The sequence below is a fragment of the Candidatus Defluviilinea proxima genome, assembly GCA_016721115.1.
In the GTDB taxonomy this organism is placed as follows: Bacteria; Chloroflexota; Anaerolineae; order Anaerolineales; family Villigracilaceae; genus Defluviilinea; species Defluviilinea proxima.
The window spans coordinates 2,669,435-2,686,833 of record JADKIW010000001.1; the positions used below are offsets into that span (position 1 = coordinate 2,669,435).

At 50.6% G+C, this 17,399-nt stretch carries 18 protein-coding genes; all 18 read right to left on the reverse strand.

Translation table 11 applies throughout. From position 1 onward, the window contains the following. Positions 1–36: 36 nt before the first annotated feature. The gene (locus IPP66_12370; GenBank protein ID MBK9926072.1) at positions 37–579 is read right to left on the reverse strand and encodes a carbonic anhydrase; all 543 of its coding nucleotides are present in this window, start codon (positions 577–579) and stop codon (positions 37–39) included. A gap of 140 nt (positions 580–719) precedes the next feature. Continuing rightward, positions 720–2,933: a right-handed parallel beta-helix repeat-containing protein gene (locus IPP66_12375; protein MBK9926073.1), complete on the reverse strand. Its 2,214-nt coding sequence runs from the start codon at positions 2,931–2,933 to the stop codon at positions 720–722. Between the two features lie 94 nt (positions 2,934–3,027). Beyond that, entirely contained in the window at positions 3,028–3,402 is a 375-nt protein-coding gene (locus IPP66_12380; protein MBK9926074.1) for a cytochrome c, read from the reverse strand. A gap of 80 nt (positions 3,403–3,482) precedes the next feature. Beyond that, complete coding sequence (locus tag IPP66_12385) at positions 3,483–3,866, reverse strand: hypothetical protein (protein MBK9926075.1); 384 nt, start codon at positions 3,864–3,866, stop codon at positions 3,483–3,485. Between the two features lie 162 nt (positions 3,867–4,028). Further along, a complete protein-coding gene (locus tag IPP66_12390) occupies positions 4,029–4,313 on the reverse strand; it encodes a hypothetical protein (protein ID MBK9926076.1) in 285 nt (94 codons plus the stop codon). A 26-nt stretch (positions 4,314–4,339) separates the two neighbouring features. Further along, entirely contained in the window at positions 4,340–4,765 is a 426-nt protein-coding gene (locus IPP66_12395) for a TIGR03667 family PPOX class F420-dependent oxidoreductase (GenBank protein MBK9926077.1), read from the reverse strand. Positions 4,766–4,780: 15 nt separating this feature from the next. After that, positions 4,781–6,793, reverse strand: a complete 2,013-nt coding sequence (locus tag IPP66_12400; GenBank protein ID MBK9926078.1) for a (Fe-S)-binding protein — start codon at positions 6,791–6,793, stop codon at positions 4,781–4,783. Between the two features lie 168 nt (positions 6,794–6,961). Beyond that, positions 6,962–8,626 (reverse strand): hypothetical protein, encoded by a 1,665-nt coding sequence (locus tag IPP66_12405; GenBank protein MBK9926079.1) that lies wholly within the window; start codon positions 8,624–8,626, stop codon positions 6,962–6,964. A gap of 46 nt (positions 8,627–8,672) precedes the next feature. Continuing rightward, positions 8,673–8,924 carry a hypothetical protein gene (locus tag IPP66_12410; protein MBK9926080.1) on the reverse strand — a complete coding sequence of 84 codons (252 nt, stop codon included), beginning with the start codon at positions 8,922–8,924 and terminating at the stop codon, positions 8,673–8,675. Positions 8,925–8,936: 12 nt separating this feature from the next. Then, positions 8,937–9,635, reverse strand: coding sequence for a cytochrome c biogenesis protein CcsA (ccsA, locus tag IPP66_12415; protein MBK9926081.1), 699 nt, complete (start codon positions 9,633–9,635; stop codon positions 8,937–8,939). A 60-nt stretch (positions 9,636–9,695) separates the two neighbouring features. Next, a complete protein-coding gene (locus IPP66_12420; GenBank protein MBK9926082.1) occupies positions 9,696–10,403 on the reverse strand; it encodes a heme exporter protein CcmB in 708 nt (235 codons plus the stop codon). Position 10,404: 1 nt separating this feature from the next. Further along, the gene (ccmA, locus tag IPP66_12425; GenBank protein ID MBK9926083.1) at positions 10,405–11,103 is read right to left on the reverse strand and encodes a heme ABC exporter ATP-binding protein CcmA; all 699 of its coding nucleotides are present in this window, start codon (positions 11,101–11,103) and stop codon (positions 10,405–10,407) included. A gap of 33 nt (positions 11,104–11,136) precedes the next feature. Continuing rightward, on the reverse strand, positions 11,137–12,990 hold the full coding sequence (locus tag IPP66_12430) for a c-type cytochrome (GenBank protein ID MBK9926084.1): 1,854 nt from the start codon (positions 12,988–12,990) through the stop codon (positions 11,137–11,139). Between the two features lie 21 nt (positions 12,991–13,011). Beyond that, positions 13,012–13,518, reverse strand: coding sequence for a zinc ribbon domain-containing protein (locus tag IPP66_12435; GenBank protein ID MBK9926085.1), 507 nt, complete (start codon positions 13,516–13,518; stop codon positions 13,012–13,014). A gap of 7 nt (positions 13,519–13,525) precedes the next feature. After that, the gene (locus tag IPP66_12440) at positions 13,526–14,104 is read right to left on the reverse strand and encodes a TlpA family protein disulfide reductase (protein MBK9926086.1); all 579 of its coding nucleotides are present in this window, start codon (positions 14,102–14,104) and stop codon (positions 13,526–13,528) included. 5 nt (positions 14,105–14,109) lie between these two features. Beyond that, positions 14,110–14,619 (reverse strand): cytochrome c-type biogenesis protein CcmH, encoded by a 510-nt coding sequence (locus tag IPP66_12445; GenBank protein ID MBK9926087.1) that lies wholly within the window; start codon positions 14,617–14,619, stop codon positions 14,110–14,112. A gap of 34 nt (positions 14,620–14,653) precedes the next feature. Then, complete coding sequence (locus IPP66_12450; GenBank protein MBK9926088.1) at positions 14,654–16,720, reverse strand: heme lyase CcmF/NrfE family subunit; 2,067 nt, start codon at positions 16,718–16,720, stop codon at positions 14,654–14,656. A gap of 60 nt (positions 16,721–16,780) precedes the next feature. After that, entirely contained in the window at positions 16,781–17,263 is a 483-nt protein-coding gene (locus IPP66_12455) for a cytochrome c maturation protein CcmE (protein MBK9926089.1), read from the reverse strand. Between the last annotated feature and the right edge of the window lie 136 nt (positions 17,264–17,399).

The window sequence follows — 17,399 nt, forward strand, 5'->3', positions numbered from 1 at the left end:
AGGCAGGGTCTGAAAACCCTGCCTGAACAAATGAACTTAATTTTCCTTCACTTGGTACAGTAAATTATCTTCCACCTTATACAACAGCGGAGCGACCTGGATCTTCGGGTAACGTGTGCGTAGGCGTTGAGTTTCGCTCAAGACGAAGTCTATTTCGTTGCCGATCTCGAACATGGGGGCAAGTTGCATGAAATGCTCTTCGGCCTGTGCCCGCTCCCAGCCTGCGTTTTCGATCAGCCCTTTGATAAACATTTCCTTGCGAGCCACGAGATTGACCATACCGCATTGGTTGTGGCCGATCAAAGCAATACTCTTCGCTCCTCCTGCGCCGATGGCATAAGACACCTTGAATTCACTGTAACGTAAATTGGCTCCTCCCGAGCGGATGATAAAAGCGAAGTTGTCGGGGATGTGCAGATGTTTGCGATTGTCCATGCACATGCCGATGAGTAGCTGTGCCTGTGAGTACGTCTCGTACTCGTGGTTGAGGTTGTGGTATTCCAATAAAAAGCCCACGGGTGTGCCGCGATATTGCGGAAAGATATCTTCTTGTGTAAGAACGGGTGATAAGCGATTCATTGTTAAAGTCTCCAGAAGTATTATAAACAAAGTTTTGGCAATTACCTGCCCCAAATGGAAGCATTTGGTAGCTATTGCAAGCCACATACAACAAGAAAGAGACCAGATTTTGTCTGGTCTCTTTCTTGTTGTACTTTTACCTAGCTTGCCATCTTGGCTATAAAGTTCATTACTCGCCAGTATAAGTTGTATAACGGTTGGGGCCACGATGTTTTCGGCAGAGCGGGCGGGAAGGATGATGCCACCTTCTCATCGAAATAGTTGTCCGCGCCGCTCGTATCCCAAATGATATCGTATCCTTTGCCGAGCATATTCTTCACGAAAGGATCAGCATCGTATCCATTGTTCTCGTATATGTTGTCGTGGGCGTAGACATGTTCAGGGTTCGGGCCTACATCGATCTCGTTGGTCGAGAAGCCAATCGTCAAGTTGAAGACCGCCAGACCTCCTGTCTTGTTGCCTCGGATCGTGTTGTTGTAAATCTCTACCTCATCCGCTGCGAGGATCAGCATGCCCGTACCAGGCGGGATGAGCGCCACCGCTGTCCCTTCGGTGCCAAAGTTGTTGCCATTGTTGTTTTCGCTGATGTTATCGTGTACCTTCGTGTACATCGAAACCTTCGAAGGCAATTGCGGCAACAGGTCAATGAAGATGCCGACCGTGTTGTCGTGCGCTACGTTGTTATACACATCGCCGTTGACCGTATTCTCCAACTCAATGCCGATCACATTGCCATATGTCAAAGTATTGCGGATCACCACATCCTGTGATTTGCCCGCATAGATCGCGGCGTCGTTCATCAACGTCGCTTCGATGCGCTCGATCAGCACATCGGTACAGCGCACAGGGTACACACCATACACGCCCGTATTCTCAATGTACATGTCATGCAAGTACACCTTCGTCGCGCCTTCTACCAACACGCCGTTCGATGTGTAATTCTTCACGGCAAAGTTATACATCTCAAAGTTATTGCCCGATGCGATCACGCCGTCTGAACGCGTGCCCTCGCCATCGATCACAGGCCATTCGCCTTTATTGTTCGGGATGCCGACCAGCTTGACATCACTCCAATCCAACACGACAGACTCGTGATAAATGCCGTATGGGATTTCGATCGTGTCGCCGGGGCCAGACCGATCCACAGCTTGTTGGATCGTCTCATCCGGTCCCATGCGGACGGTGGTCGGTTCATGCTTCGGGGTGCCTGATTCAGTCACGGCCACATTCGCCACGCGGACAACTTCACGCGCCGGGTTCGGGTATTGTTCCACCACTGGTAATCCTGAAGGCACAGACGTCGGAATTTCAGGCATTGCGCTTTCATCGGTCAATGCATACAGGAACGCGACCAGATCTTCTTTCTCTTGTGCGCTTAAACTGATCTTGTTGATGTGACGGTCCACTTTGATGCCTTGATCCATGCCGCCGCCATTGGCGTAGAAGTCGATCACTTCTTCGAGAGTGGCAAAGGCACCATTGTGCATGTATGGGGCAGACAGAGCCACATTTCTCAAGGATGGTGCTTTGAATGCACCATCGAGCCCATCTGCGGAAATTGCGGCACGTCCCTTGTCGTGTGTCTGTCCGTCAAGATCGGGCACGCCAGTGACGAAGAAATTGTCGTTGCCAAAGGTGGGCGCGGCGTGACATTCAAAACAACGCGTGGATGCCGAGCGGAACAAATCCAGCCCGCGGCGCTGTTGTCCGGTCAATGCATCGAATTGACCGGCAGCGTATTGATCGAATGGGCTGTTGTTGGAAATGAGTGTGCGTTCAAACGATGCGATGGCTGTTTGCAGATTCTCAATAGTGACCGAGTCCGCGCCGTCGCCGTATGCTTTATCGAATAGGTCTACGTAGGCTGGAATCGCTTTCAGGCGGGATACGGTCTCTTCATCAGTAGCAGACATCTCGTTAGGTGCATGAAGCGGGACTAATAGTTGAGATTCGAGAGTCGGTTCGCGTCCATCCCAGAAGAAGTTGGTCCCATAGCCAACATTCCAAAGGCTCAGACTATTGCGCTGAAGATTGAGCGCGGTTTGCATCCCATCACTGAAACCGAGACTGGGGTTGTGGCAGGTGGCGCAGGCGAGGTCTTGATCTTTTGAAAGAACGGGATCGAAGAACAACATGCGGCCGAGTTCTGTTTTTTCTGGTGAGGTCTTGCCATTGAGCGCAGGGAATTCTCGTTGCAAGCCGCTATAGGCGGGAAGCACACTGCTTGCGCCCGCGCCCCATTTTTCTTTTGGGAGAACGGGATCGTAGGACAGAGGGGCAAAGGCGGCGTAGAGAATGCCGAGGAGCGCAAGTGCGCCGAGACCGAGCAGGATGCGTTTGATCCAGGTTTTCATTTTCTTCTCCGTTTGGCGATTTTATAAAAACCTGACAGGTCTTCACGATCCTATATTGTTCGGATCGCCTCCAATGAGACTTGTCAGATTGGTCTTACTTGAAGGTCATCAAGTATGAAATGATTGCATTGAGTTCATCACTGGTAAGTTCTTTGCCAAAGTTGGTGGGCATGGTGTCGGTGAAACCATCGACGATGTAATCTTTAGGGAATAAGATCGAGTGTTCAATGTAAGCCTGCGCATCGTAGCCTTCCATGCGAGTGGCGGCGCGGGTGGCAAGGCCATACATGGACGGGCCGATCACAACCGTATCGGGCACGGTGGCGTGACATTGGGCGCAACGCAGATTGAAGACGGATTGCCCTTGTTGTTGGACAGCATCAAGTGTTGGCGCAGGTTGCACAGCAGACGTGGAGCAAGCCGCCAAAAGTAAAGTGGCGATGAATAAGAGTGGGATTTTGTATTTCATGTGGGGATCATCCTTGTGGGTGAAGTCCGCGAATTATACAATAGTCCCTTGCGTTTAGAATTGTTAGCTTCGAAAGCAGGCTATCGGATGGTTTCCAAATCGTTGGCGAGCCGTTGCTTATTCACTTCATCGTTGATCTGCATGAGCATTTCGTGCGCTTTTTCGAGGTGCGTAAGCATGATGACGCGTTTGTTTGCGATCATCTCGGCGCGGGCGAGTGTTTCGTAGGCATAGCCTCTGAAGAAAGGGGACAATTCTTTAGCGTATTGCAGAGCCAACATTCCATATGTGCGGGCGTTGTTCGGTTGCCGGATCAGGCAGTAGACGCGCGATACCTGCCAATATCCAACTGAGAGATTTTCGCATGTAACGTCCTTGCGTTGTGACCAATGCCAGATGGATGCAATGGCTGTGTGCAACATTTCCATATTCTCTTCGGTGGAACGTATGCTGTTTTTGTCCATGTTGCCCCAGGTTCGGTTAGAACAATCATCAGAAAAAAAAGTATGCGCTTGTTGAATGTCAAAATTCGGTGTATCCGCCATTTTGGGTCTCTTATAGATTTTAAAGATAAAGTTTGAGTTGATGATGGCTGGGCTGGTTTTGCCTGTTATGCCGTGTGTCAGTTATTTGACGAGCCTGACGAGTTGAGGCCTTGAATTGGGAACGCGTCTGACCTCGCCGCGCGCTTCCATGTCCAATTTGACGGTGGTCACATACCACATGACCGAACCATCGAATGTGCCGCGCACTTCCTTCTCCACTGCGCGGGAAAGTTTCATGAAAGGCATTTCTTTATTTTGTTTCAGAACGGTAAAGATCGTCTTGCGAATGATTTCATATTTGTCTTTGCTGATGTTCACCCCTTGTTTCTTTTCTGGGTGCAATGTTCGAATCATATCTTTCGTCATTGTTCCTCCATATGAACTGGAGTATTTTACTCCCAACCACGTACTTCCGTTGGCTTGATTCTTATGGCTCTTGAGTACTCATTGCCGAATTCTTCGGGAGTCATCTTTAAACCAATTATGCCGCTTTTATATTTCTTGAGATATGCAGGCACCATGTGTGCAAGAGGAGACATGGTATCGAAAAAGGCGTCACCGGTCAGAACGATCACATGTTGATCTCCATGTTGGTCCTTTGTGTTGAAGTGAAGTGAAACGTTTGGGTTGTTTTTCAAGTGCTTGACCTTGAACGCATTTGGCTTGCTGAATATCAGGAATGAATCGTCGTCCCAAACAAACCAGACTGGCCTCGGCTGAGGCGTTCCTCTTGAATCCACTGTTGTTAACCAGACGAAATATTCATTCTTGAGATGTCTCTTTACGACACGCCCGAACTTGGAATTCAGATCCAACATGGATAGCTTCTCCTTTTACTTCATTCTCTCCAGGACCAACTCTGCTACATCTTTGACTTGAATTTCACCGCCATCTGCTTTGGACGCATCGCTCATCATAGTTAAGCAGAATGGACATCCTACAGCGACGGTGTTTGCGCCAGTTTCTTTTGCTTCAGCGAAACGCGTGGCATTGACACGCGCTGTGCCGTTTTCTTCTTCTTTCCACATCTGTGCGCCGCCTGCACCACAACAAAAAGACTTGGCTGAATTGCGTGGCATCTCGATCGTCAACACGCCAGCGGACTTCAACGCTTCGCGCGGCGCATCGGTGATCTTGTTGTGTCTGCCTAAATAGCACGGGTCATGGAATGTCACTGAGAACTGGTCGCTATTCACTTCCAGACTGATCTTCCCTGCACCGACCAGCTCATTGATCAACTGCGTGTGATGGATGACCTGATAGTTTCCGCCAAAGGCAGGATATTCGTTCTTGAGCGTATGTAAACAATGTGGGCAGGTCGTCACGATCCGTTTGGGTGCGACCTCGTTGAGAATCTCCACGTTTTGTGTGGCGAGACCGAAGAAAATATCTTCGCGTCCTGCGCGGCGAGCGGAATCACCTGTACAGGCTTCGTTCTTTCCGAGCACTGCGAAATTAACACCGGCCGCATTCAGTATCTTCGCAAAGGCTTGCGCGGTCTTTTGCGCGCGCGCATCCGTTGCGGGGGCACAGCCGACCCACCACACAATATCAGGCTCAGCGTTTTGCTCAATCGTTGGCACGTTTATGCCCTCAGCCCATTTCATGCGGTCAGCTTGCGAAACATTCCACGGGTTGGTGTTGCGTTCCATGCCCTTGAATGCAGTCTCAAGTTGTTTGGGGAATGTGCTTTCCATCATCGAGAGATTGCGGCGGATATCGAGAATATCACGCATCGGCTCATTGCCAACGGGACAGATGTCCACGCAGGCACCACAAGATGTACAAGCCCACACAGCTTCTTCCGAGATCAATTGTGTCATCGGCACATCGGTCGCGCCGCCAAAGTTCAAGTGATAGCGTTTGTTGATCTCCAAAGCGGCGGGAGATAACAACTTGCCAGTGTTGTACGCGGGGCACACTTCCTGACAGCGCATGCACATGATGCAGGCGTAACTATCCATGATCTGTTCCCAGCCGAGGTCTTTCATTGTCGCGGCGCCGAACTGTTCAATGGATTGGTCATCGAGATTGATATAGCTCAATTCCCCAATAGACTTCCGCTCGGGCTTCAGTGCAAAATTGAGCGGAGCAAAGAACAAGTGAATATGCTTTGAATACGGGAAGTAAGGAAGGAACGCAACCACTGCGCCAATGGATAGCCAGAAGGCAATATGCTCAATAGTCTCTATGGTAGCAGGAGAATAATGAATTAAGCTTAGTGCAAATCTACTTATAAAAGGTTGCCAAGGATCTATAACGGGATCAATAAGAAACGAAGTTCCGGCGACTGGTAGTGCAAGATATGCACTTTCCCCTAAGAACCGCATTGAATTATGAATAATTATAAAGGTTGCGACAATAGCTGAGTCTCGCAGAATCCCAGAACGCGCTTTGGGGTGAAGTAAAGTTGTCTCACGAGTGGACAGGTTCAAAGGTCGGATGATGAAGCGGCGAACGGCCATCGCGAATATGCCGATGAGGATCGCTACGTTCGCAAAGTCCGCGATGAGACGGTAGATGTCCCCAAATAAGCCAAGATGTTCAAGGAGTTTGAAGTTCGTAAATGCGTAGATCAGGTCTGCAAGATTGATGAAGAGGAACGAGATGAAACCCCAACCGATAAGCGCATGAAGAATGCTGGGCCACAATCGAAAACGGAACACCGGTTGGAACAACCCCACTTTGATGATGACCTCTCCCAGTCGCTTCCAAAACAGAGACCAATCGGGTTTGCCCTGTCCACTGGCGATGTGAGCGATGATGCGTTGAACGCCTTTATAGGTGAAATATAGCGATGCGACTGTTGCGAGTACAAAGAGGATTTTTTCGATCGGTGAGAGCATGGTTCCTCCAAAAAATAAACGAAGCAGTTACCTGTGAACAGGCCTGCTTCATTTTTGATGATCTATATGCGGTTTATATCTTGCGCTGACTTCTGTGAAGTTTCGCGGGAGCATCATGCCTTTAGTGTAGCATATTATGCTGATGGGTTACAACTTTATTCGATGAGTTCAAGGTGCCTGACTGGCAGGTGTTCCGCTGATCTGCTTTACGTAGTCAACGGCTCTCTGGCACGCAGGCTCAAGATACAAGGAGATGCGTTCGAAGGTGAGCGGCTCTTGTTTTTCGCTTGCCAGATCAAATGCCGTAGCGAGACATCCACCGCCTGCATTGTAGTTGACCAACGTGAACTTCCACATATCTTCGTAGGATATTTCCAGTTCGCTGGGGGTCTTTTTATTGTTGTAGTTCCAGACTACCTGGGAAGCTTGTTCGCAATTGGCGAGCAGGGTGTGGGCAAAGACGCCGATGCTGAAATTCGCACGTTCCATATCGAGCCCGAGCGGACAATCATCGCAATTCGCATTGACTGCATCTATCAAAGCCAAACGCAGATACGCTTGCTTCTCATCGCCGACATGCAGGTAGCCCTTGCTGCATTCTTCTGAGTCCATCACAAGTGGACAGAACTGTTTGAAGAACGGAGGATTCCAAAGCAGGGTTGTATCGGCTCCATGTTCCGTCAATTGACCGAGCCCCATGTCGCTTTTCAAATTACTTCCCGGCCAGAATTGGCTTTCCACGGCGAACAGGTTTTTCAGTAAATGTGCGGGCACGCCCGTATCTTTTGCGACGTTCAGAATGGCACCATCGAATTGATTTTGCCAATCCTTGACGGTTGGACGTGCGGCTTGAATTCCACATTCCGAAGCGCTTCCATCGGGCATCAGTCCGTTATCAGCACAGTAACTCGCATCCACAGCGCCGCTACGGATCAGGTTTGCAGTCAGATAGTTATAAGGTACTTCGGTGCCGAGTTTTTCGCTTTGAGTAGGTGTGCTCAACCATTCTGGTGGCCCGCCGATGGGAGGCAGTACGCCCCATGATTCCACACAAGTGGCCAGCGGTACTCCAGCCCACTGGGAGCTTAATACATCTACGAACCAATAATGTTGTTGATCGGGGTTGCCTTCATCTGTGACGGCCACACGGATCTTTGCATCGAACACTTCACTGCTATCACCGTAACTGGAATATGCCCAGAATTGCAGTGTGAACACCTCTTCGTTGGTGACGGGTAATCTCAACCGACACACCGGACCGCAAGTAAATGTTTGTCCACCGTATAGGCCTTCGATGCCGGTGATGGTGTATCCCTGCAACGGCTCGATACCGGTTAAGACCAAAACAGGTTCATATTCGCAAATGTTTGTAGACGATGTGTAAACGGGCTTGCAGTTTTCGAGAGTCACTTGCACGATCGGCGGTTGTAGTTTTGATGAAATCTTCTTTTGAGCAGGCTCGCTATCCACCTTTACAAGATAAAAACCTTTACAAAGGCTCACATCTTTTTCACTACAGGGTTTTTGTTCGATCCATTCATCGTATACATCTTCCCCGCAATCCACGTAAATATCCCCGGGCGTTGGCAGACCTTCGTGGTCCACCTCAATTTTGCATTCAACTTTACTTCCACCCCAGCGGATCATCCACCAGGAGTATTTTGTGTAGCTCACAACTGTGACGGCATATCTGTCAGGGCCGGGAGGGGATTGGGACGACGAAGCAGACCCAAGGGGGAAAGACCCGAAGGCGCTTCCTGCCAGGACGATGAGCAGGCTCAGCGTTATGAGCCTTATCATCCACTGTGTGCGAATCCCGTTGTTTGATCTCATATAAAAAAGCCCGCCTACATTATAGCGGACTCTTCTCTTTCAGTGCCTATTTTTTCTTTGACTTTTTTGTTACAGTTTTAGCCTTTTTCGCGGCTGTGGCTTTGGGCTTGCCTGTTGATTTGGCAGGTACCACAGGCGCGACAGGCTTGTCCATTTCTTCGAGCATGGCTTTATCCTGGTTCAAGTTGCGAGCGCGGACGTACATGCTGGCAACGTACAGCGCCATCACGATAAAGGAGATCGCATAACCGGCGATCATGTAGCCGGAGGTATCAGGTGTGGGTGTTTGTAGGAACATGGTTGACTCCAATTACATGGTAACTTTGAGTTTGAGTTGTTCGACCTTTTCCTCGAGATTGCCGAGAAGGATGCGATTCCAGAACAGGTCAATGAAAATAATGGTGAATGCGAACAAGGCGAAGAAAAACGCCACGCGCATATCAGCAGACATGGCGAAGGTGCCTTCTGCTTCAGCGTTTGCGCCGCCGATGACCACCGGGTGAATGGTGCGGAACAAGCGAATGGCAAAGAAGGTGATCGGTGCGCTCAACCCACCAACGAGCGCATAGACGGCGCCAAAGCGGGCGCGTCGTTCGGGATCGTCAATACCCTGGCGGAGCATGAAGTAGGCGATATAGATCAACTCGGTGACAGCGGCGGTCGTAAGGCGCGGATCCCAGGTCCACCAGGTGTTCCAGGCGGGGCGGGCCCAAATGGAACCGAGTACGATGGTGATGAGGAAAAACACCAGGCTCACCTCAATGGCGGCCACTTGCCAGCGATCCCATTTTAGGTCTTTGCTGATGAGGTAGATCACACTGAACAATGCGGCAAGGATAAAGCCAAGCAGGGCTGTCCATGCGGTGCCGATGTGGAAGTAGAACACTCGCTGTACATCACCCATCACCACTTCCTTTGGCGCAAAAACAAGGGCAAGGTATGTGGAGATGCCCAACACGATAATGGAGAGGACATCGAGAATTTTGAGAGCTACGGGTTTGGCTTGCATAAATACTCCTTAATAAAAGTTTTATGTGGTCCGCAGGAGAGTACTCCTGCATCCAAAGAATTATTCTTCTACAACACTATCAAAGACCATGAACGCCACGGCGATAAAAATGACATCGTACGTGATCAGGATGCTCAATGGAAAGAGAATCTCCGACATCTCAAGACCGTTCAGGAAGCCGTTGCTGGCTATGATGGCGGGCAACAATACCGGCAGGATCACTGGGAAAAGTAAAATGGAAAGGAGAATATCGCGTGTGCGTGTCTGCACAGACATGGTTGCAAGCAGGGTTCCTACTCCCACGTAACCGATTGAACCGAGCAGAATGACCAAGAGCAAACCCGGTTGAAAAAGGTTTGTGTTGTAAAGAACACTATACACAGGCAAGACAACGATCGCCACGATCAGCATGAATATCAGGTTGCTTATTGCCTTGCCAAAATAAATGGCGGAACGGTCGACGGGCGCAAGCAGGAGGCCGTCCAGACAGCCGCGATCCTTTTCAACAGACATGGAACGGTTGAGGCCAAGTGTCCCTGCGAAGGCGAAGGTGGCCCAAAGCACGCCTGCGGTGATTGTCTGACGTGTTTTGATATCAAGATCGAGCGCAAAGTTAAAAATGATGATAACCAAAAGCGAGAAAACGCTCATCGCCGAAACCAGTTCGAGTGAACGATATTCTGCAATAATGTCTTTCCATACGATTGCGCCGACCGCTTTGATGTAACTGCCTTTTGCCGACTGGGAATTGGAACGTTGTTCTGTCATCTTAGTCAACCAGCGCTTCTTTATAGAATGTGAGCAGATTGTTTTTACGGAGTTGTTTCTTGGTCGCTGATGCTGCGATAACGCCGCGTGAAAGGATATCAAATCGCGTGGCGAGTTCTTCAGCGCGGGCCAAGTCGTGAGATGTCATCACTACGGTCCGTCCCTTTGCGGCAACGGTTTTCAACACATCATCAAGCATGGACGATGCATCCTGATCAAGACCGGTATAGGGTTCATCGAAAAGCATCACGTCGGGGTCGTGCAATACAGCGCGCCCAATGGCGAGACGTTGTTGCATGCCGCGTGAAAATGTGCGGACAAGGTCGCGTCTGCGATTTTCAAGCCCAACCATTTCCAACACTTCGGTCACACGCTCTTCAAGGCTCGCGATGTTGTACATGCGTCCATAAAAGCGAAGATTCTCGTCTGCGGTCAGGTCACCATACAGCAAGGGAAGATGGGATACGACGCCCAATCTCGCGCGGACATTTGCGGCTTCGTTGGGAAGTTGATACCCAGCGACTTTTACTTCTCCCAATGATGGGCGCGAGAGGGAAGCAAGGATGCGTAAAAAGGTTGTCTTGCCTGCACCGTTTGGCCCAAGCAATGCAACGAACTCACCGGGTTGGACTTCAAAGTCCAACCCGCGTAAGACGGTCTTCAACCCGAAACGTTTAACCAGCTTTTTGACGGTGATCATGACGTGTTTACGCCATTCCCTTTAATATATCTTTCAACTCGGCACGTCGCTTTTGATATGCTTCGTCAGTGATCTTTTGGCGCGATGCAGGTCGTCAAGAGCGATGATGGCATCCATTACATCTTCCGCAGTTTCGAACTCTTCTTCGTCATCCTCTTCATCAATTTCTTCTGCAAGTTTCTTGCGGTCACGCAGGTACATCCAGCCACCGGCAAGGATGAGTGCCAAGCCCAATCCGCCAGCGCCGATCAAGAGCGCATTGTTGGTTGTGGATTTGGCGGGCTCTGGTGTTGAAGCAGTTTTGGGTGTGCCGCTGACTTTGAAACTCAAGGTGTCATTGGCGTTTACGCCATTGGCGAGATACGATTGATACGACATCCCTTGAATATCCTGCAATTGATCTTTGGTGATGCTGGTGCCTTCCACTTCCATGCCTTCGGGCACGAAGATTCGCACCACAGAAACAGGCAGAACGAACGGTTGCGAGAGAGTAAATTCCTCGGTCTTTGCGATGCTGGCAACCGCAAGGATGTTATACGGCTGGTCACTTGGTTTCATCGCAATACCATCGGCTGTGTCGATGAACGGCGCACTACCTTGCATGGCATCGTACCCCATACCCTGTGCTTCCACCGGGAATTTCAGGAATGGGATTTCCTGGCTGGTTCCCATGGAGATCGAGACAATCGCATCGCCGGTATTGCGGAAGTTATAGACCGCGTAAATGTTATAGGTTGTCTCATTCTCTTCGCTGAGGAAGATATCCAACTCATCAACGGTCAGCGAAGATGTGTCATCTGTGACAGGGTATATGACCAGCGGCAGAATGGTCACCGCGCTCTGCCCGGCTTCCACAACCACATAGTCTGAAGTTACATCCATCCCCTCGTATTTCGCTTCAGCCAAAAAGATGCGGTTCTCAGGCATCTCGACATTTTCAAAAATGAATGAGCCATCTGGTGCGGCCACGCCTTCCAGAGTCAACACTTCTTGTGTGCCGGCGTTGGGGTTGGCCAGATCATGCTCGTATCCACGCAGGGTGATCTTGAGATCGGATGGAAGTTCTTTGCCGGTCTTATTATCGATGGTTCCGCTGACAGTTCCAAACCCTTCTTTGACGACAACCGTCGCCTCTGGTTGGACGTTGGTCTGCGGCGTGCCTTCGATAGGCGTTCCCTCAGCTGACGGTGTGTCAACGGGGGCAGGAGTCTCAGTAGCCGGAACAACTGTCGGGGTGGCAGGAGCCGCTACGTCATACGATAATGACCGCAGATATTCAGCCACGGCCCACGTCTCTGCATCTGGAAGATTCTCTCCGAAAGCAGGGATGGTTTCGTTGCCAAGCCTCACGATGCGCGCCAACGCTACCGTACTCAGATCAGACATCTTGCTCAGATCTTTGTAATAGTCAGTTGAACAATCCGTGCAGTTGGCATCAAAGATCTCTTTACCTTTTTGAATCTCCTCTGTGCTGGTATGTAAGGTCATGATGTACGCCACCACATCCCAACGTTCCTGATCGTTCAGGCTGGCAAAGGGAGGCATGAAGCGATCCATGCGACCACGCGTGACGGTTGTATACCATTGCGAAGGTGATGCCGAGCGCGCTGATTCAGCGATTGCAAACGCGGGGACAGTAACGCCGAGTTGAATACCCTGTGCGCCATCGCCGAGACCGGTTTCGCCGTGACAGGCCGCACATTTTTCAAAATAGATGGCTTGTCCGTTGGCAACGTTCGGGCGTTGTGGAGGAACCAACGCCAGTGTTGGCATCGGTGTGGGGGGAACGTAGCCGGGAGGTGGTGTCACATCCTCAGCCAGCGTCAGGTTACATGCCGAAACCATGATGGCGGCGAAGACAAATAAAATCGTATGGCGAAGTTTCATTGAAATCCTGTTCTCTTCTCTTTACAAAGGCTTTCCGCATGATGGACAGAAGCGGTCGGTTTCCATTACGGGTTTTCCGCATTTCGGGCAGAAGCCTGCCGATTTGTCCTTATGCAGTTTGCGGCGTGCCGATAGCATGGACTCAATATCATCATCGCTGATCTTGGTTTCTTTGGCAGATGAGTCTGCGCGGCGTGCGGCAATGGCCTTCTCCAGCCTGGATTCAGTATCCTGCGCTGAAGCAGATTTGGGGGAGAATGAATCGATCTTCCTGAGGATGTCTGCGCCTCGTTGCAAAAGTCCGGCGCGTTGATCTGGATAATCCCCTTCGGGGATCTTCCCAAGTTTGAAATCGAAATCAAGTTCTTGTAGCGAATTGATCACACGGTCACGTTCGGCCAGTAGAGTGGAAAGTTCCGTCTCTTCGCTGGTGACGCGGCGCGCCTGACGCTCGAGGAGCGGGGCATATAAATACAACCCGACCAGTATGGCAACTCCGAGGGTGAGTAAGATTGCGGCGATTTGCATGGAGCCTCTATTTGGCGAGCAATGGGTCTATGATGTCACGTATCTGCTGAACAGAGGAGAACGGTCCCACCTGTACATAGCGTAGAACGCCTTCGCGGTCGATGAAATACGTTTCGGGTACGCCCTTGATACGGAAGTATTGTGAGATGTGTGTGGCGAGGTCTGGTCCGTTAGCGAACGTGATACCAAACTTTTTCAAATACACGCGCGCCTCCGGTTCGGTGTCTACATAATCAACGCCAATGAAAACCACATCGCCGGCGGGTTCATATTCGGCCCAGGCGCTTTGCAGTTCTGCGGCTTCCTGTTCACATGGCTTGCACCATGATGCCCAGAAGTTGAGCACTACAACCTTGCCGCGTAAGTCAGTTAATTGGACTTCGCTTTTGCCTTGATACTCATACCCACTGAACAACGGCAGTGTGAAATTTTCCACCTGTTGGCCGGGTTGAATAGTGCCTTGTTGCGCGCGCTTCAAACCCATCGCAACGATGACGAGCAAGGCAACCAAAAACACCCAGATGACGATCTGCACCGGAAGCGCAACACCTTTACGTTGCGGGGCAGTATTCTGCGATTCGGTCATTGACGTTAATTCCTTTTCTTCAATTCTTCTTCCATTTTTCGAATGTAATCATCCTGTTGGACAGGCTCCGCCTCATTCGTAATAGGGGAAGCTGATTCTGTTTCAACTGGCTTCATCCACATCCGGAACCCGCGAAAGAGCAGGAACGCGCCTGCAAGGAACGCGACGACCGGCACAAGATAGGATGCCCAACGGTTGGGTGGTTCGTTCAACACGCGCACACCGTATTGGATCACAAAATATTGCTTGATCTCGTCGTCGCTTTTTCCTTCGGCCAGCATCGAGCGGATCAAGTCACGCCACTGACGGCAAGCCTCAGTAGGGCATACATCTAAAGGAGTACTTTCGCAAACGGGACAGTACAACTGCTTGGCAACACGGTTCACGTCATCATCGGTCGGCTCGTTGCCTTGGGCAAAAACGACGGCTGCAAAGATGGCCGAAAACACAAGCGCGGTCATGATCGCCAGCGGTAATTCGTAATTTGTAATTCGTAATTTTCTATTGTTCAGCATTTCATCCTCGTAATTACCATTTACTAATTACCAACTAATCCGCTGCGCTGGGCTGATGGGCGCGTTTGTTCGTGCGCACAGTCACACGCTCGGGGTCTTTATCGGGCCAGGCCGCGATGATCGTGCCGATGATGAAGAGGAAACTTCCCATCCATAACCAGTTGATTAACGGGTTGACGAAGACCTTGAAAGTGGTGCCTGCTTGATCGATCGGTTCCCAATCTACCAGCAGAACATATACTTCGTCTTTGAGCGAAGCCAATTGGCCGGGGATGGTCATAGGTTGTTGGCTGTCGAAGTAGAAGTCCTTGCGCGGGTGCAGGTCTCCTAAAAGTTTTCCGTTTTTATCGTAGATCTCTACTGTGGCGCGTGTGAAATTCACACCTTTGGGGGCGTCGTCCCACGAGGCCACTTCCGTGTATTTGATGGTGTACCCGGAGAGTTGTAAAGAATCGCCTGCGGCAATGGTTCCCTGCGTCTCTACCTGGAATATCTCAATGCCAAGAATGCCGATTGCCATCAACATCATGCTGAGGTGGATGATGTATCCACCGTAGCGGCGACGATTGCGGCCGGTGAGATTCCATATTGCGGTAAAGATATCTTCGCCCTGTGCCTTGCGCCGTGCATTGACCCCTCGGCCATATTCATACAAAGTCACAAGGATAACGAGCGCCACCAGGAAGAAGCTCAACAATGCGATGGGGATCGTTGTGTAAGTGAAATACAACACCACTGTGATCGCCAGCGCTGCAGCGGCTGGTTTCCAGATGGCACGTCCCAACGTCTTGACAGTGGAATGTCCCCACGCAGAGAGTGGTGCAATGCCCATCAGGAGCAACAACGTAGCCCACAAAGGACCGGTAGCCTTTTCATAGAAGGGAGGTCCAACCGTCACTTTTTGGCCGGTGAATAGTTCAGAGATAAGTGGGTAGATCACGCCCCAGAAACATACGACCAGAATGCTCATGAACAATAAGTTGTTGAACAGGAACAGCGCCTCGCGTGAAAGCAGGGAGGTCATTTGTGTTTCGGATTTCAAAGCTTCCCAACGATAGAAGATGAGCGCAACCGATGTGATGAGCGTAATGCCGATGAAAGCAAAGAACAACGGGCCAATGGCGCTCTGTGCAAAGGCATGCACAGAAGAGAGCACACCGGAGCGGGTCAGGAATGTGCCAAAGATGACGAGGTCGTACGTCAGGATAATGAGCAACATGTTCCAGTGCTTGAACAAGCCGCGCTTTTCCTGGATCATGACGGAGTGAAGGAAGGCTGTACCGGTCAACCACGGCATGAAAGCCGCGATCTCCACGGGGTCCCAGCCCCAGTAACCGCCCCAGCCGAGTACATCGTATGCCCAGCGTCCGCCAAGCACGAGACCAGCGGAGAGGAACAACCATGCCCACAACGTCCAGCGGCGCGTGAGACGGATCCAACGGTCATCGGTGCGGCCGGTGATCAAAGCCGCCATTGCGAACGCATACGGGATGACGAAAGAAACAAAGCCAAGATACAGCATGGGAGGATGGATCACCATGCCGGGGTGGCGGAGAAGCGGGTTCAATCCACGGCCATCTTGCGGGGTGAAGAGAATGCTATTCGCCGGTTGAAAGGTGTGAGGGGCGATGGTCCCATCAAAGGTTTGATACAGCTGAGCGAACGGATTTTCGTAGAAGACGTTCATACCAACGAAGAATGCCAGTGTGACGCATGCCACAACGATCACCCAGGGAAGGAACTCGCGGTCACGGTCCCATTTGCGGAGGGTGGCCAGCGAGGCAAACGCGGACATTAACCAAGACCAAAAGAGAAGTGAACCGGCTTGTCCGCCCCACCACGCCGTCACTTTGAGGTAAGTGGGCATGGCGCGACTGGTCACTTCATAGACGAACTGGACTTCGTAGTGGTCATTGACTAGGAGATAGATAAGAATGCCTGCGGTAAGTGTCAACAAGGGCCATGTCAATAACATGGCCCGACGGGCACTTTCAACCATGCCCGGTAATTTCTTGAACTCGCCATAGATTGCGGCGAACACGCTATATACAGCTACTAAAAACGATACGAATAAAACGCCATATCCAAAGTCTGCGATCATGAGATCTCCTTCGATTTTAAAATCCTAAAGGTCTATAAGACCTTTAGGATTTACTTACCGTTATTTGCTTGCCGCCTGTTCAGGTACAGCTTCTTCGTATTTGGTCGGGCATTTGAGCAAGAGCTCATCCGCATGGAAAACGCCATCTTCACCGAGTTGACCGGTCACAATGGCTTGCGCCTCGTTTCTCAGCAAGTCTGGCATGGGGCCTACATATACGATCTTCATGCGAGAGCGGGAAGGATCCATAACTGCTTCGTGCAATGCATCGGCAAGACCGCCTTCTTCTTCGATCAAGGCTTGGTCACCGGGTACGTGAGCTACTTCGAATGTGAGGGTCAGGTTCTGTGCATCATACTGGATGGTATCGCCGAGGACAGCACCAGAGACGCGCAAATTGCGGTTCACGACAGCTCCACCCTTTGCGTTGACCTCATCTACCGTGTAAAAATATTCCGATGCTGATACCGTGGAAGACCAGATCAAGAAGACCACTGCACCCAGGATCAGGATTCCACCGATGACGAATTTGTTGATTTTCATGTAATGCCTCCAACAACTATTTTCATTATGTGTGCAAACTTTATGAACAATGGCTATTTTGACATGTTGAGATTAATAGCGACTGAGAAGGGCGCGAGATAAATGTCACGAAGATAATCTGACAAAAGACCTCGTA

What these genes read in the sequence shown, in the direction of transcription:
- IPP66_12370 (MBK9926072.1), bottom strand. Translation starts at nt 579, where the DNA reads ATGAATCGCTTATCACCCGTTCTTACACAAGAAGATATCTTTCCGCAA.
- IPP66_12375 (MBK9926073.1), bottom strand. Translation starts at nt 2,933, where the DNA reads ATGAAAACCTGGATCAAACGCATCCTGCTCGGTCTCGGCGCACTTGCG.
- IPP66_12380 (MBK9926074.1), bottom strand. Translation starts at nt 3,402, where the DNA reads ATGAAATACAAAATCCCACTCTTATTCATCGCCACTTTACTTTTGGCG.
- IPP66_12385 (MBK9926075.1), bottom strand. Translation starts at nt 3,866, where the DNA reads ATGGACAAAAACAGCATACGTTCCACCGAAGAGAATATGGAAATGTTG.
- IPP66_12390 (MBK9926076.1), bottom strand. Translation starts at nt 4,313, where the DNA reads ATGACGAAAGATATGATTCGAACATTGCACCCAGAAAAGAAACAAGGG.
- IPP66_12395 (MBK9926077.1), bottom strand. Translation starts at nt 4,765, where the DNA reads ATGTTGGATCTGAATTCCAAGTTCGGGCGTGTCGTAAAGAGACATCTC.
- IPP66_12400 (MBK9926078.1), bottom strand. Translation starts at nt 6,793, where the DNA reads ATGCTCTCACCGATCGAAAAAATCCTCTTTGTACTCGCAACAGTCGCA.
- IPP66_12405 (MBK9926079.1), bottom strand. Translation starts at nt 8,626, where the DNA reads ATGAGATCAAACAACGGGATTCGCACACAGTGGATGATAAGGCTCATA.
- IPP66_12410 (MBK9926080.1), bottom strand. Translation starts at nt 8,924, where the DNA reads ATGTTCCTACAAACACCCACACCTGATACCTCCGGCTACATGATCGCC.
- ccsA (MBK9926081.1), bottom strand. Translation starts at nt 9,635, where the DNA reads ATGCAAGCCAAACCCGTAGCTCTCAAAATTCTCGATGTCCTCTCCATT.
- IPP66_12420 (MBK9926082.1), bottom strand. Translation starts at nt 10,403, where the DNA reads ATGACAGAACAACGTTCCAATTCCCAGTCGGCAAAAGGCAGTTACATC.
- ccmA (MBK9926083.1), bottom strand. Translation starts at nt 11,103, where the DNA reads ATGATCACCGTCAAAAAGCTGGTTAAACGTTTCGGGTTGAAGACCGTC.
- IPP66_12430 (MBK9926084.1), bottom strand. Translation starts at nt 12,990, where the DNA reads ATGAAACTTCGCCATACGATTTTATTTGTCTTCGCCGCCATCATGGTT.
- IPP66_12435 (MBK9926085.1), bottom strand. Translation starts at nt 13,518, where the DNA reads ATGCAAATCGCCGCAATCTTACTCACCCTCGGAGTTGCCATACTGGTC.
- IPP66_12440 (MBK9926086.1), bottom strand. Translation starts at nt 14,104, where the DNA reads ATGACCGAATCGCAGAATACTGCCCCGCAACGTAAAGGTGTTGCGCTT.
- IPP66_12445 (MBK9926087.1), bottom strand. Translation starts at nt 14,619, where the DNA reads ATGCTGAACAATAGAAAATTACGAATTACAAATTACGAATTACCGCTG.
- IPP66_12450 (MBK9926088.1), bottom strand. Translation starts at nt 16,720, where the DNA reads ATGATCGCAGACTTTGGATATGGCGTTTTATTCGTATCGTTTTTAGTA.
- IPP66_12455 (MBK9926089.1), bottom strand. Translation starts at nt 17,263, where the DNA reads ATGAAAATCAACAAATTCGTCATCGGTGGAATCCTGATCCTGGGTGCA.